A 13,509-nucleotide genomic window follows, 5' to 3' on the forward strand; every position below is an offset into this window, starting at 1 on the left:
GGTCATGTCAGCCGCTCTCCGTTTCCGCTCCCTTGCTGCCATCGCCCTGCTGCTGGCGGCAGCTGGCGCATCGGCCCAGCGCACGGCGATTTATGACGATCCGGATGAAACGCGCACGGCGCTGCACAAGGCGCAAGCCGATGGCAAGGCGGCGCGGGAACGTGCGGAAAAGCTGGAGGCCGATGCCGCCAGAGTGGGCGAAGCGGCGGAAAAAACCGCGCGCGAGGCAGCGGCACTCGCCGCGCGCATCCAGCAATCGGAAGCTGGTATCGCAGCGGCGGAGGCGCGACTGGCATTGATCGAACGGCAGAAAGATGCCTTGCGGGCCCGTCTCGCGCGCAAGCAGAAACCGTTGGTTAAACTCACTGCGGCCCTGCAAAAATTCTCTCGCCGCCCACTAGTGCTGTCGATCCTGCGGCCGGGTTCGGTGCGCGAAGTCGTCTATCTGCGCGCGATGCTTGCCAGCGCCCTCCCGCAGGTGGAGCAGAGGACCGCCGCATTGCGACAGGAAATTGCCCGTGGCAGGGCTCTGGAACGCGAAGCGCAACAGGCCCTGGCGTCATTCAGGGCAAGCGAGGCGGAACTGGAAAAACGGCGCAAGGCGTTGGCGGCGCTGGAAACCCGCCAGCGTCTGGCATCGCGTCAGGCAAGCGGGGTTGCCGCGCGCGAAGCGGAACGGGCGCTCGCACTGGCCGAACAGGCTCGCGATCTCGATACGCTGCTGGCCCGGTTGGATGAAGCCGGCAGCCTGCGCCAGCAGCTTGCCGAGTTGCCCGGTCCGATCATGCGCCCGGCGCGGCCTGCGGATTCGCAGGTTGCGGCTCCGGCCCCTGCAGCGACGCGGACAATTGCTGCCGCGCCCGCCGGATATCAGCTGCCCGTAGCGGGCAGGATCGCAACCGGCTTCGGGGCCATATCGCCGGGCGGCATGCCCAGCGAAGGGGTCACGCTGGTGCCGCGGCCTGCAGCTCAGGTGGTATCGCCCGCCGCCGGGCGAGTGGCTTTCGCGGGTGCCTATCGCGGCTATGGGCGCATTGTGATTGTCGAACATCCGGGTGGGTGGACCAGTCTGGTTACCGGGCTCGTGCGGGTGGACGTCGCAGTGGGCGACAAACTGGTTGCCGGATCGCCGCTGGGTATTGCCGCGCCTGCCCGCCCCACCATTACGCTGGAACTCAGGCGTGAAGGGGAGCCGGTCAATCCACTCGAATACCTGGGTTGAACATTGTGACGGGCGAAATCCTCATCTGGCGTTAAGCTCGGCGGCGCGATAGAGAGATGCCCATGAAACTCGCTTATCTCATGCGTTCCGCTGCGCTGGTCACTGCCGTTGCGCTCCTGCCTGTAACGACTGCGGGGCTGGCTGCGGTCGACGGCCGTGCCGCGCCGCAATTCGGCAAGCTTTACGCCGTTTATCAGCGGATCAAGGCGAACTACGTCGATCAGGTTGACGATGAAAAGCTGGTGCGCGGCGCGATCGACGGGATGCTGGCCGCGCTCGATCCCCATTCCTCCTATCTCGACGGTTCCGACCTTCAACGTCTGGAGACGATGATTGACGGCAATTATCAGGGACTCGGCCTGTCGGTTACGATGGAAGACGAAGCGGTAAAGGTGATTTCGCCGTTCCGTGGCAGCCCGGCCGAAAAGGCAGGGGTCAAAGCGGGCGATTTCATCACGCACCTTGATGGCAAGCTGATCTACGGACTGGAACTGGACGAAGCGGTTGCCAAGATGCGCGGCCCGGCAGGTACGCAGATTCGCCTGACGATTTTCCGCCCCGGTCGTGATGAGCCTTTCGATGTGACAGTCACGCGGGGCGTGATCGAACTGGAACCGGTCATTTCCGAGCTCAAGCCGGGCAGGATCGGCGTTATCACCGTCAATGAATTTTCCCGCGATGTCGGGGCCGACGTGAAAAGCGCGGTGCAGAAAATGCGGCGCGAGGCAGGCGGGACGTTGAAAGGCCTGTTGCTGGACTTGCGCTCCAACCCCGGCGGTTCGCTGGACGAGGCGGTGGCCCTGTCGGACCTGTTCCTCGACAGTGGCCAGATCGTGTCGCAGCGCGGCCGGAACAAGAGCGAGAACATCTATTACGACGCGGAGAAGGTTTATCCGGGCGATGCCGCCAAGGGAACGCCGCTGATCGTGCTGATCGACGCGGGTTCGGCTTCGGCCTCGGAAATCGTCGCCGGCGCGTTGCAGGATCATCACCGCGCACTGGTCATGGGCGAACGCAGCTTCGGCAAGGGCAGCGTCCAGACCTTGCTGCCGCTGACACGCGACAGCGCGCTCAAGCTCACGACTGCGCGTTACTTCACGCCGTCGGGCCGTTCCGTTCAGGAAGGCGGGATCGAACCCGATATCACGGTGCCGCAGCTTTCCGATCCTGATCGGGCGAAGCGGGCCAAGCTGCGCTATCGCGAATCCGACTTGCGCGGGCACCTCGTCAACGAGGTCGATCTCGATGACAAGGAACTGGAAATCGACAAGCAGACCGACCCACGGTTTGCCGCAACGCCTGAGGAACTGAAGGAAAAGGGCGTAGAGGATTTTCAGCTCTATTACGCGCTGGAAACCTTGCGCCGTGCTGGCGGCACGCTGGCGACCGGCGCCAAGCAAGACTAAGCCGTGGGAGATCGCGCACCCCTCTCGCTGGTTCGCGCCCTTGCGCTGGGCGTGCCGGCGGCGCTGCTGGCAGGGGCCTATATCGGGCAATACCTGTTTGATCTTTATCCATGCGAAATGTGCTGGTGGCAGCGCTATCCCCATTTCGCTGCGATCGGTCTCGCGTTGATGGGGGTTATCGCCAGGCCCAAGCGTTTCTGGTTCGGCCTCGCCGCTTTGTCGATCCTCTCATCCGGGCTTATCGGGGCATTTCATGCGGGGGTCGAATATGGCTGGTGGGAAGGATTGACTGCTTGCAGCAGCCCGGTCGCGATGGGGAGCGGCGATCCCCTGGAGGCGGTGCTCAACGCCCCGCTCGTACGGTGCGATGACGTGCAGTGGAGCTTGTTCGGCATTTCGCTTGCGGGGTGGAATTTCCTCATTTCGACCGCGGCGGCAGTGACCATTATCGGTCTGCTCTTTCGTGGCGCCGCCGGGAGGAGCGGCGCACGGCAAAGGACTCTCTCATGAACGCAGGCAAGGTGAAACGGCCTGACAGCGCGCGGATGATTCGGGTCGACCAGGCCGGTGAATATGGTGCGACGCGAATTTACGCCGGGCAATTGGCCGTGCTGGGCAGCAATGGGCCTCATGCTGGCGAAATTGCGGGCATGGCTCGGCAGGAAGATGACCATCTTGCCCGCTTCGATGCCCTGATGGCGCAACGCGGGGTGCGTCCGACCTTGCTGCAGCCATTCTGGAATGTCGCCGGCTATGCCCTGGGAGCGGCAACCGCGCTGATCGGGCCGGAAGCGGCCATGGCATGCACTGCGGCGGTGGAGGAAGAAATCGACCGCCACTACACGCAGCAGTTGGACGAGCTGGAAGATGGCCGGGATCCGGAACTGGGCGCAATGGTGGATGAATTTCGCGCGGACGAACGGGAACACCGCGATGCGGCACTGGCGGCAGGGGCGGAGCGGGCTCCGGCCTATCCGTTGCTGTCAGGCGCGATCCGGTTGGGTTGCCGAATCGCGATTCGCCTGTCCGAGAGGATCTGAATTCGGCGCATTTGATTTCGAGCATTTTATTTGGGACCGAACGAAGCGAACGCGCTTGCGTCATATCCGGTTCAGCGGGCATGCTGCCTGTATTGCGATAGAAGGGCGGAAGCTGTCCGCCATGGAGTGAAGATGATGAAACGCCTGATTGCCGCCGCCGCTTTCGCCGCCGCGTCTCTGTTTGCCGGGGCCGCACCTGCCATGGCGCAGGAACAGGACCAGGATAACGATTACCGCGTCAACCAGTTGATCATCTATGGCGACGACGAATGCCCGCCATCGACTGGTGACGAGATCACCGTCTGCGCGCGCAAGGCGGAAAGCGAACGGTATCGCATTCCGGAAGATCTGCGGGTGAGCGGGGATCCGTCCAACAAGGCTTGGACCGAGCGGGTTCTGTCCTACGAAACGGTTGGCAGCACCGGGATCAATTCCTGTTCGCCAGCGGGGGCCGGTGGTGAACTGGGCTGTACCCAGAAGCTGATCGATGCGGCTTACGGCGAGAAAAAGGAAAGCGGTTCCGATCGCTTCAGCGAACTGATCGCCAAGGAACGGGAACAGCGGCTGTCCACCATTGACGAAGATGCCGCCGCCGAACAGGGGCGGGTCGAACAGGTTGAGCAGGAATATGCCGATCGCAAGGCAGCGGAAGAAGCTGCCACCAGCGATGCGGCCTCTGGTGAAGAAACCGCGGAACCGGCACAATAACGCCGGTTTCCTTACGCTGTTCATCGCCAATGCGCCTTTAACCAATTGATTGTAGGGGCGGCGCATGGCCAGACGCATTCTCACGGTCTTCGGCACCAGGCCCGAAGCGATCAAGTTGTTCCCTCTGGTTCATGCGCTGCGCGGCGATGCGCGGTTCGACAGCCGCGTCTGCGTAACCGGGCAGCATCGCGGGATGCTGGATCAGGTGCTGGAGATCGCCGGGATCGTGCCGGATCACGATCTCGACGTCATGCAACCGGATCAGAGCCTGGATGCGCTGACCGCGCGATTGCTGACCGGAATCGGGCAGGTGCTGGATGCGGAGCGGCCTGACTGGGTCGTGGTGCAGGGTGACACGGCCACCGCGATGTGCGGGGCCCTGGCAGCTTATTATCGCAAGATTCCGATTGCCCATGTCGAGGCGGGCTTACGTTCGGGCAATATCTATCACCCCTGGCCTGAAGAAGTGAATCGCCGGGTGATCGGCACGATGGCGCGGTTGCATTGCGCGCCGACGCAGACTGCGGCTGACGCTCTCCGGCGGGAGAATATCGATCCGGCGGCGATTCATGTCACCGGCAATACGGTGATCGACGCGCTGCAATGGGTGACGGAACGCATTCGGCACGAGCCGGGACTGGCCAGTGGTCTGGCGGAAATCGAAACTCGTTTTGCCGGCAAACGCATTGTCGGCGTCACCAGCCACCGGCGCGAGAACTTCGGAGACGGGATGCAGGCGATTGCCGAAGCGATCCGGCAGATCGCAGCGCGCGATGATGTGGCGTTGATTTTTCCGGTTCACCTCAATCCCAATGTCCGTTCGGTCATGCAGGCCGCACTCGCCGGGTTGTCCAATGTCGCATTGATCGAGCCGCTTGATTATCTGCACTTCGCCCGGCTGCTGGATATTTCCACGTTGATGCTGACCGATAGCGGCGGTGTGCAGGAAGAGGCGCCGGCGCTGGGCAAACCGGTTCTGGTGATGCGGGAAACCACCGAACGGCCCGAGGGGATCGTTGCGGGCACGGCCCGGCTGGTTGGAACCGATTGCGCGCGGATCGTGACTGAAACCAATCGCCTGCTGGATGATGCGGGTGCCTATGCCGAAATGGCGCGGGCGCACAATCCGTTCGGCGACGGCAGGAGCGCGGGGCGCATTGCCGAACTGCTGGCAACGGAGTGAAATGCGGCGTCGTTACCGCTAAATTTACCCCTTTCCGGCATGGTTTGCATTGAAGTTGAGCAGGAACCCTTCATGCGCGGAAGCGAATTGCCAGAAGTTTGTGTTGTCGGCCTGGGCTATATCGGGCTGCCCACTGCCGCCGTCATCGCCCGGGCGGGGATGAAAGTCCTCGGCCTCGACGTTTCCGAAAGAGTTGTCGAAACGATCAACCGGGGCGAGATTCATATCGAGGAAGTCGATCTCGACGGTCTGGTGCATGGCGTGGTTCAGCGGGGTCTGCTCCGCGCTTCGACGACTATCGCGCCTGCCGATGTCTTCGTGATTGCAGTGCCGACACCGTTCGCCAAGGATGGCCGTCATACGCCGGACATTTCCTATGTCCTGTCAGCGGCGGAAAGCGTCGCGGCTGTGCTGAAAGCGGGGGATGCGATCATTCTTGAATCGACATCGCCGGTAGGCACGACGGAACAGATGCGCGATCTGATTGCGGCGAAGCGCCCCGACCTGAAACTGCCCGGTTTGTGCGAAGGGACGCCCGACGTTGCGATCGCCTATTGCCCCGAACGGGTTCTGCCGGGCCGCATCCTGGAAGAACTGACCAATAACGACCGCTCGATCGGCGGGATCACGCCGCGTTGCGCGCGCAAGGCGCTGGCGTTCTACAAACGGTTCGTGCGGGGAACCTGCGTCACGACCGATGCCCGCAGTGCGGAAATGACCAAGCTGGTCGAAAATGCCTATCGTGACGTCAACATCGCTTTCGCCAACGAACTGTCCATCGTGTCCGATGCGATGGGGCTGGACGTTTGGGAAGTGATCCGGCTGGCCAACCGCCATCCTCGCGTGAATATCCTGCAGCCGGGCCCCGGTGTGGGCGGCCATTGCATCGCGGTGGACCCGTGGTTCATCGTCCATGGCGCGCCGGAAGAAACGCCGCTGATCCGCACCGCCCGTGGTGTCAACGATGGCAAGATCCACCATGTGATCGCGCGTGCGGCGGCACTGGTCGAAAGCGACCCCAAGGCGAAGGTCGCCTGCCTGGGGCTGGCGTTCAAGGCGAACATCGACGATTTTCGCGAAAGCCCGGCAAGGCTGGTTGCGGCCACACTGGCCCGCCGCTTTGGCGATCGCATTCATGTGGTCGAACCCTATGCGGCGGAACTGCCGATCGAATTCACGGATACCGGGGCCAGTCTGATCGATATCGATACCGCGCTGGAAACGTGCGAAGTGCTGATCGTGCTGGTCGACCACGACGTGTTTCGGTCGGTCCCCTTGGCGGAGCGTGCGGACAAGACCGTGTACGATACGCGCGGCATCTGGCCGGATCAGCCCGCTGCGACGGAAACCGAACCGGCCCTGCGCAAGGCGGGCTGAACGCAGGTGCGCCGGGGCCGTTCAGGGCCCCGGATAGCGTTCGAATTCCGGCAGGTTGTTCAGGCCGGTCACCCACGGCAACCGCTCGGCACATTGGATCTGTATGCTGGGCGCCGCCGCTGCCGCATCGTCCAGCGTGGCGGACTGGATGTCCACGATCCCCGGCAGTATGTTCGCGTTGCGATAGAACAGGCCGGTTCCGCAGTTCGGGCAGAATTGCCGTTCCGCCCCGTTCTTGCCGTGATAGGTCGCCGGGGCGCCTTGTTTCAAGGTGAGACGATCTTCTTTCACCGCCAGCCATGCAACTATTGGCGCGCCGGATGACGCCTGACAATCCGCACAATGGCAGACGGCGCTATGTTCCGCCTCGCCCGTGATCTGGTACCGCACGGCGCCACATTGGCAGCCCCCTTCTTGTGACATGACACTCTCCATTCCGAATCGAATGGCCGGAACGTATCATGAACACTGAGGGTCGGTAAGGGCTGGGATCGCTATGCCCGATAAAATCAGACGAGCGCGATATCCGGTGCGTCTTCCTGTTTCATGCCGACGAGATTGTAGCCTGCATCGACGTGATGCACTTCGCCGGTCACCCCGGAGCTGAGATCCGACAGCATATAGAGGCCCGCGCCGCCAACATCCTCGATTGTCACATTGCGGCGCAACGGAGAGTTAAGCTCGTTCCATTTGAGGATGTACCGGAAATCGCCGATCCCGCTGGCGGCGAGTGTCTTGATAGGTCCTGCGGAAATCGCGTTTACGCGCACATTCGCCGGCCCAAGGTCGTTGGCGAGGTATTTGACGCTGGTTTCCAGCGCGGCCTTGGCCACCCCCATCACGTTGTAATGTGGCACGACCTTTTCCGCCCCGTAATATGTCAGGGTCAGCACCGATCCGCCGTTTGGCATCATTTCCACCGCACGCTTCGTCACGGCGACGAGCGAGTAGGCAGAGATGTTCATCGTCATCAGAAAATTTTCGAGACTGGTATCGACATATTTGCCGCGCAGTTCGTTCTTGTCCGAAAAGCCGATGGCGTGGACCACGAAATCCAGTGTATCCCAACGTTCCCTGATCCGGGCAAAAGTCGCATCCAGCGCTTCCATGCTGGAGACATCGCAATCGATCAGGAAATCGCTGCCTAGGCTTTCAGCCAGAGGCTTGACCCGCTTGAGCAGGGCTTCTCCCTGGTAGGAAAAGGCCATTTCCGCGCCTTGTTCCGCCAGTTTTTGCGCGATTCCCCAAGCCAGCGACTTATCGTTCGCCAAGCCCATGATCAGGCCGCGCTTTCCTGCCATCAAACCGGTCATGCCTCTGCTTCCTCCTCCTCGGGCGTGCGCGCCAGCGCTGCGTTGAGTTCCGCGCCAGCCACTATCCCTAACCCTACTAGCCAGAAAAAGAAAAGCGCGATCATCGCACCGGCGAGGCTGCCGTAGGTCAGATCGTATGCGAAAACAGTGCGCATCAGCGGCGGCAGGACGACCGTGACGCCCGCGGTCCAGGCCGTGACCGCCAGCGCGCCGGGCCATTTCGGGTAACGGTTGCTGCGGTATGCAGCAGGGGTCAGCATCAGGAAGATCAGAAACATCGAACCGAACAGGCCGAGGATGGGCACGATTCGCGATAACGACAGACCGGACAGCAATGCATCGAATTGCGGCAGCCACGCCGAAACCGCTTCGCGCAATGCGCCGATCAGGACATGCGCCAGCAGCGAAATCATCAGCAACATCACCGCGCCAAGCGTTACGCCCGTCGATATCAGGCGATAACGCCAGAAGCTGAGCGTCGGCGGCGTGCCGTAGGCGCGCCGCAGCACGTCGCGGATCGTCTCGATCAGGCTTGTCGTGGTCCACAGGCCCGCCAGTCCGCCAGCCCAGAGCAACCATCCGCTGCGGGCGGCAATAACACTTTCCGCAACCGGGATGAGCGCGCCGCTTACTCTGGGTGGCAGGCCGTCAAGTACGGAAGTCAACGATGCAGCCTGATCCCCGGCATCCCCGAGCAGGGACAGCGCTGCGGCACCGAGTATGAAAAACGGGAAGATCGCGAACATCGCCATGTAGGCGAGATTACCGGCATGAATGAAGCCGTCGTTCCATGTGCCGACGACTGCCCGGTGGATCACTTCATAAGCGCGCGATCCGGGCCCGACATAGTGGTGGAACCGGGCCGAGAAGGTTTCCGGCGAGGCAAGCGCGGCCTTGCGCCGGGCCTCGGGCGAATAGTCCGGCCGTGGCGGGCCGGCTTGAGCCCTGCTGAGCTGGCGGGCGGAAGAGCCCGAATCGGAAGACGGGGTGCCCGGCGTCATCAGACGCCGAGCCGGGCCCTGAGGTTGCGGGTGTCGCGCCAGCCTTCCAGGCGCTTGGCAAGATCCTCGTCGCCGGGGGGAAGGTCGATCTCCAGCGTCACCAACTGATCGCCCCTCGTGCCGTTGGCGCGGCTGAAACCCTTGCCTTTCAGGCGCAGGACCTTGCCCGAACCGCTGGCGGGAGAAACGGTCAGCATGACTGGGCCGTCGACGGTCGGTACTTTCACTTTCGCACCGTTGACCGCCTCGTCGAGCGTGACGGGAAGATCCAGCCGGACATCGTCACCCTCTCGCTTGAAGAAGGGGTGAGGCACGATTTCAATGATGACCAGCGCATCGCCAGCGCCGCCCGGACCTGGCTCACCCTTGCCCTTGAGGCGCATCTGCGTGCCGTCTTCGACACCGGCGGGCAGTTTGAGGTCGATGGTCTTTCCGTCGCCCAGCGTGATTCGCTGGTCCTTGCGCGCGGCTGCATCGGCGAACGGCACTTTGAGCCGATACTGGACATTGGCGCCGCGCGGCGGAGGGCGGTGACGCGAGCCGAAGCCGCCACCGGCAGAGCGGCCGCCGAACATGCCGCCCAGAATATCGTCGAGGTCGATTCCGTCTCCACCGCCGAAACCCTGAAAACCGCCCCCGCCTCTGGCGAATCCGCCACCGCCGGGGTTGCCGCCGAAGCCGCCGTTGCCGAACGGCATTGTGGGGTTGCCGTCGGCGTCGATTTCACCGCGGTCGAATTGCGCGCGCTTGTCCTTGTCCGACAGCAGATCATAAGCGTTGGTAACTTCGGAGAAACGCGCCGCCGCCTGCGGATTGTCCTTGTTGCGGTCTGGATGCAGTTCCTTCGCGAGTTTGCGATAGGCGGACTTGATGTCCTTTTCGCTTGCGCCGCGCGAAACGCCGAGGATGGAATAAGGATCAGCCATGCGCCTTAGCTAGGTGTGCCCGTGCCTGCGTGCAAGCACAGGCTTTCCTACCGTGAAACAGGGCAGTAGGGGTGAACCTATGGACACACTGCGCGACAGGTCTTTCGCGGCCCCGGACCCTGCTTGTAGGCAAGGGATGCCAGGGTGGCATTTTCCTGCTCTCAGGACAGTGTCACTCGTGTCACTTTTGTCAGGAAATTTCCGTGAAAGCTGAACAAGACGCAATTCCCCACGGTGATCCCTTCGCGATCTTTGCCGATTGGTACGACGAAGCCCGCCAGACGGAACCGAACGATTCGAACGCCATGGCGTTGGCTACGGCAAGCCCGGATGGGGCGCCGTCGGTACGGATGGTGCTGTTGAAGGGTTATGGTCCTGACGGGTTCGTGTTCTACACCAATACGCACAGCCGCAAGGGGCGGGAACTGTTGGCCAATCCGCAGGCGGCGCTGCTGTTCCATTGGAAATCGCTGCGTCGGCAGATCCGGATCGAAGGGCCGCTTGCCGAAGTCTCCCAGGCGGAAGTCGATGCCTATTTCGCCAGCCGCCATCGCGATTCGCAGATCGGGGCCGTGGCGTCGGATCAATCGGCCCCACTCGATTCACGTGCGACCTTCCTCGCCCGATACGACGAAGTGCGGGAGCGGTTCGAAGGGAAGGATGTCATGCGCCCGCCACACTGGAAAGGGTTTCGCCTGACGCCGGGGCGCATCGAATTCTGGCAAGACCGCCCCCATCGGCTCCATGAACGGCGGCAGTTTGTCCGTCAGGGCGATGGCTGGACCAGCAGCTTGCTGTATCCCTGAACACGTCGATTCCTGAACAAGCCCGGGCCGCTCCATGACGAAAAACGCTCATCTCAATCGCAGTGCGGCCTTGGCCAGCATCACTGTGGCGTCGTTGCTGGTCGGGCTGAAGGCATGGGCGGCATGGTCGACCGGCTCGACCGCCATGCTCGGCAGTCTGGCCGATACGGTGCTGGATCTGATCGCCAGCGTGGCGACACTGGCCGGCGTATGGATCGCTGCCCAGCCGGTCGATCGGCAGCACCGCTTCGGCCATGGCAAGGCGGAGGCGCTGGCGGCCATGTTTCAGGTCGTGCTGATTTCCTTCTCCGCCCTGTCGCTGGCATTTCACGCGATCGAGCAGTTTCTCGCCGGGGCGCGGACGGAGGCGGCGCAGGAAGGGATCGGGGTCTCGATCATCGCCATGGCCGCGACTCTCGTTCTGCTGGCATGGCAACGCCATGTTCTGCGCAAGACCGGCAGTCTCGCGATTGCGACGGACCATGTTCATTACCAGTCGGACCTGATGCTGAACCTTGCCGTCATCGGCGCTCTGGTGCTGGATCAGTACGCCGGTGTCGCTGGCGCGGACCCGGTCTTCGGTCTGGCGATTGCGATGTGGCTTGCCTGGGGTGCGTGGAAAGCGTCGCAGCAGGCCATGGATCAGTTGATGGACAAGGAATGGCCCGACGAAAAGAAGCAGCGTTTTCTGGATGCCATTCCCCGTCCGCCGGAACTGCGCGGCGTGCATGATCTGCGGACGCGGACTGCAGGAAATCGGGATTTCGCCCAGTTCCACATGTGGGTGGACGGGAATCTCACCGTCAAGCAGGCCCACAAGGTCATGGACGAGATCGAGGCAAAGCTGACTGCCCAGTTTCCCGATGTCGAGATTCTGATTCATCCCGATCCTGTCGGGCATGTCGACAAGGGGCTGGCTGCACCGAATGTCCTGCCGCGTGCAGGCAAGAAGGTCTGACGGTCAGCTCTCTGGATAGAGCGCGGCAATCCGGGCGAGCGCGGCGACCAGCGCAGGCCGTTCCTCCTCTCCGGTTCTCCCCAGCCGTACGATTGTCAGCTTCTGGCTGGGGGAAACCAGCACATATTGCCCGAAATGCCCTGCCATGCCGAACAGACTGGAGGGCCCCTGATCGGGGAACAGCACGCGCCGTTCGCTTCCCGACGCGCGGTTGAGCCACAGGCCGGCGCCATAATCGGATGCGCGTGGCGAGGGGCGGCGCATGAAGGCGATCCACCCGCGCGGAACGATTTGTGCGCCCTTCACCGAACCGCCGTGGCGCAGGAACTCGCCGAAGCGAGCCCAGTCGCGCGCTGTCGCGTGAATCATCGCTCCGCCGATCATGGTGCCGGCGGCGTCGTATTCCGCCGTCATGGAATCCAGGGCAAGCGGACCGAACAGCCTGTCTTGCAGGAAATGATCGACCGCTGCCTGCCGAGCCGCAGGGTTTCTGCTCGGCGACAGGACTCTGGCCATGATATCCGCCAGGATCAGACTGTTGGCGGTCGAATATTCGAATTGCTGGCCAGGTTCGGCCTCCAGCGGCTGGGCTTCAGCTTCCCGCGCCATGTCGTCGCGCCCGTCCAGGAACAGAAGCCGCACGGTGTCTGCCTTGTAGGGCGGGTCCGATGTTTCGGTATGACGCAGGCCGGACCGCATCTGGAGCAATTGCCGCAAAGTGATTTCCCCCCGCGGGTCCCCCGGTCTTTGCCAGTGGGTAATGGGCGGGGATTCATCGAGCCGCAGTTTGCCTTCGGCCACCAGTATGCCGATTGCGACCGCAGTTACGGACTTGGCCATCGACCAGCCCAGAAACCGGGTGTCTGGCCCGAAGCCTTCGCTATAGCGCTCGGCCGCGATTTTGCCGGCGTGCATGACGATGACCGCGCGCGTTTCACCCAGGCCCTCCTCCGTGAATACAGAGTCGACGGCTCGCGCGAGCTGTTCTCGCGGTGCCCCGGGAGTGTCCGTGACCGCAGCCAGCGCCTCTTTGCCAAGTGGTGGTTCGATTGCTTCCGGCGCTGTTCCGCCACATGCGGCCAGGGCTGGCAGCAAGGCGAGGGAGGCGATAAGGGAGAGACGGCGCGGCATGGCCGGGCTTCACTCGCCCAAGCAGGGAATGATGGCAACCGCAAAGAAAACCCCAGCAAGGAAAACGGCCTCCTCCGCAAAGCGCCCATCGCGTCGATCGCCAGGTGGCCGAAGCCGCCGGTGGCCGAGGATTCTGCTCGTGCTCGCGGTACTGGGCGGGGTCCTGACCTATGCCTACCGGGAGCCGCTGTTTGGCTACTCGCAGGCCGGAGCCGCGTATGGTGCGCGGATTGGCTGTTCCTGCCGTTTTGTCGATGGCCGCGATCTGAAGAGCTGCAAGCGCGATATGGAAGATGGGATGGGAATGGTCATCCTGAGCGAAGATGACGAGGCAAAAAGCGTTACCGCCCGGGTGCCCTTGCTGGCGACTGCAACAGCGCAATACCGTCGCGGCTGGGGGTGCGTTCTGGACAAATGGGACGACTGATTGTCCGGGGC

Annotated in this window: 15 protein-coding genes; 10 read left to right on the forward strand and 5 right to left on the reverse strand. The window is 62.8% G+C overall.

From position 1 onward, the window contains the following. Nucleotides 1-4: 4 nt before the first annotated feature. From MB02_RS09485 to wecC, 7 genes are all read left to right on the forward strand, one after another. Nucleotides 5-1,222, forward strand: coding sequence for a murein hydrolase activator EnvC family protein (locus MB02_RS09485; RefSeq protein ID WP_067536079.1), 1,218 nt, complete (start codon nt 5-7; stop codon nt 1,220-1,222). A gap of 62 nt (nt 1,223-1,284) precedes the next feature. Continuing rightward, nucleotides 1,285-2,628: a S41 family peptidase gene (locus MB02_RS09490; RefSeq protein WP_067536082.1), complete on the forward strand. Its 1,344-nt coding sequence runs from the start codon at nt 1,285-1,287 to the stop codon at nt 2,626-2,628. Nucleotides 2,629-2,631: 3 nt separating this feature from the next. Further along, on the forward strand, nt 2,632-3,138 hold the full coding sequence (locus tag MB02_RS09495; protein ID WP_067536085.1) for a disulfide bond formation protein B: 507 nt from the start codon (nt 2,632-2,634) through the stop codon (nt 3,136-3,138). Next, a complete protein-coding gene (locus tag MB02_RS09500) occupies nt 3,135-3,668 on the forward strand; it encodes a demethoxyubiquinone hydroxylase family protein (RefSeq protein ID WP_067536087.1) in 534 nt (177 codons plus the stop codon). The genes MB02_RS09495 and MB02_RS09500 overlap by 4 nt, the downstream gene beginning before the upstream one ends. Before the next feature lie 132 nt (nt 3,669-3,800). Next, on the forward strand, nt 3,801-4,376 hold the full coding sequence (locus MB02_RS09505; protein ID WP_067536441.1) for a hypothetical protein: 576 nt from the start codon (nt 3,801-3,803) through the stop codon (nt 4,374-4,376). A gap of 64 nt (nt 4,377-4,440) precedes the next feature. Beyond that, the gene (gene wecB, locus MB02_RS09510) at nt 4,441-5,559 is read left to right on the forward strand and encodes a non-hydrolyzing UDP-N-acetylglucosamine 2-epimerase (protein ID WP_067536090.1); all 1,119 of its coding nucleotides are present in this window, start codon (nt 4,441-4,443) and stop codon (nt 5,557-5,559) included. Between the two features lie 72 nt (nt 5,560-5,631). Beyond that, a complete protein-coding gene (gene wecC, locus MB02_RS09515; protein ID WP_067536444.1) occupies nt 5,632-6,936 on the forward strand; it encodes a UDP-N-acetyl-D-mannosamine dehydrogenase in 1,305 nt (434 codons plus the stop codon). Nucleotides 6,937-6,957: 21 nt separating this feature from the next. Here the strand turns inward: wecC and MB02_RS09520 are convergent, their stop codons facing one another. The 4 genes from MB02_RS09520 to MB02_RS09535 form a co-directional block, all read right to left on the reverse strand. Continuing rightward, nucleotides 6,958-7,359, reverse strand: coding sequence for a GFA family protein (locus MB02_RS09520; RefSeq protein ID WP_067536094.1), 402 nt, complete (start codon nt 7,357-7,359; stop codon nt 6,958-6,960). An 86-nt stretch (nt 7,360-7,445) separates the two neighbouring features. After that, nucleotides 7,446-8,249 (reverse strand): enoyl-ACP reductase FabI, encoded by an 804-nt coding sequence (gene fabI, locus MB02_RS09525; RefSeq protein WP_067536099.1) that lies wholly within the window; start codon nt 8,247-8,249, stop codon nt 7,446-7,448. Next, the gene (locus MB02_RS09530; RefSeq protein ID WP_082826085.1) at nt 8,246-9,250 is read right to left on the reverse strand and encodes a YihY/virulence factor BrkB family protein; all 1,005 of its coding nucleotides are present in this window, start codon (nt 9,248-9,250) and stop codon (nt 8,246-8,248) included. Before MB02_RS09530 ends, fabI begins: the two co-directional genes overlap by 4 nt. Then, a complete protein-coding gene (locus MB02_RS09535; RefSeq protein WP_067536105.1) occupies nt 9,250-10,176 on the reverse strand; it encodes a DnaJ C-terminal domain-containing protein in 927 nt (308 codons plus the stop codon). Before MB02_RS09535 ends, MB02_RS09530 begins: the two co-directional genes overlap by 1 nt. A gap of 203 nt (nt 10,177-10,379) precedes the next feature. Between MB02_RS09535 and pdxH the strand changes: the two genes are divergently transcribed. Next, complete coding sequence (pdxH, locus tag MB02_RS09540) at nt 10,380-10,982, forward strand: pyridoxamine 5'-phosphate oxidase (RefSeq protein ID WP_067536109.1); 603 nt, start codon at nt 10,380-10,382, stop codon at nt 10,980-10,982. Between the two features lie 34 nt (nt 10,983-11,016). Next, entirely contained in the window at nt 11,017-11,940 is a 924-nt protein-coding gene (locus MB02_RS09545) for a cation diffusion facilitator family transporter (RefSeq protein ID WP_067536112.1), read from the forward strand. Nucleotides 11,941-11,943: 3 nt separating this feature from the next. Here MB02_RS09545 and MB02_RS09550 read toward each other — a convergent pair whose 3' ends face one another. Beyond that, nucleotides 11,944-13,071, reverse strand: a complete 1,128-nt coding sequence (locus tag MB02_RS09550; protein ID WP_067536116.1) for a serine hydrolase domain-containing protein — start codon at nt 13,069-13,071, stop codon at nt 11,944-11,946. A 139-nt stretch (nt 13,072-13,210) separates the two neighbouring features. On the opposite strand from MB02_RS09550, the gene MB02_RS09555 reads away from it, so the two are divergent. Next, nucleotides 13,211-13,498, forward strand: coding sequence for a hypothetical protein (locus tag MB02_RS09555; protein ID WP_328585419.1), 288 nt, complete (start codon nt 13,211-13,213; stop codon nt 13,496-13,498). Nucleotides 13,499-13,509: the final 11 nt, after the last annotated feature.

Origin of the sequence: Croceicoccus estronivorus (assembly GCF_001625325.1) — a bacterium.
Lineage (GTDB): Bacteria > Pseudomonadota > Alphaproteobacteria > Sphingomonadales > Sphingomonadaceae > Caenibius > Caenibius estronivorus.

Bases quoted from the DNA above. Each gene is read 5' to 3' on its own strand.
- MB02_RS09485 (WP_067536079.1), top strand. From the start codon at position 5: ATGTCAGCCGCTCTCCGTTTCCGCTCCCTTGCTGCCATCGCCCTGCTG.
- MB02_RS09490 (WP_067536082.1), top strand. From the start codon at position 1,285: ATGAAACTCGCTTATCTCATGCGTTCCGCTGCGCTGGTCACTGCCGTT.
- MB02_RS09500 (WP_067536087.1), top strand. From the start codon at position 3,135: ATGAACGCAGGCAAGGTGAAACGGCCTGACAGCGCGCGGATGATTCGG.
- MB02_RS09505 (WP_067536441.1), top strand. From the start codon at position 3,801: ATGATGAAACGCCTGATTGCCGCCGCCGCTTTCGCCGCCGCGTCTCTG.
- wecB (WP_067536090.1), top strand. From the start codon at position 4,441: ATGGCCAGACGCATTCTCACGGTCTTCGGCACCAGGCCCGAAGCGATC.
- wecC (WP_067536444.1), top strand. From the start codon at position 5,632: ATGCGCGGAAGCGAATTGCCAGAAGTTTGTGTTGTCGGCCTGGGCTAT.
- MB02_RS09520 (WP_067536094.1), bottom strand. From the start codon at position 7,359: ATGTCACAAGAAGGGGGCTGCCAATGTGGCGCCGTGCGGTACCAGATC.
- fabI (WP_067536099.1), bottom strand. From the start codon at position 8,249: ATGACCGGTTTGATGGCAGGAAAGCGCGGCCTGATCATGGGCTTGGCG.
- MB02_RS09530 (WP_082826085.1), bottom strand. From the start codon at position 9,250: ATGACGCCGGGCACCCCGTCTTCCGATTCGGGCTCTTCCGCCCGCCAG.
- MB02_RS09535 (WP_067536105.1), bottom strand. From the start codon at position 10,176: ATGGCTGATCCTTATTCCATCCTCGGCGTTTCGCGCGGCGCAAGCGAA.
- MB02_RS09545 (WP_067536112.1), top strand. From the start codon at position 11,017: ATGACGAAAAACGCTCATCTCAATCGCAGTGCGGCCTTGGCCAGCATC.
- MB02_RS09550 (WP_067536116.1), bottom strand. From the start codon at position 13,071: ATGCCGCGCCGTCTCTCCCTTATCGCCTCCCTCGCCTTGCTGCCAGCC.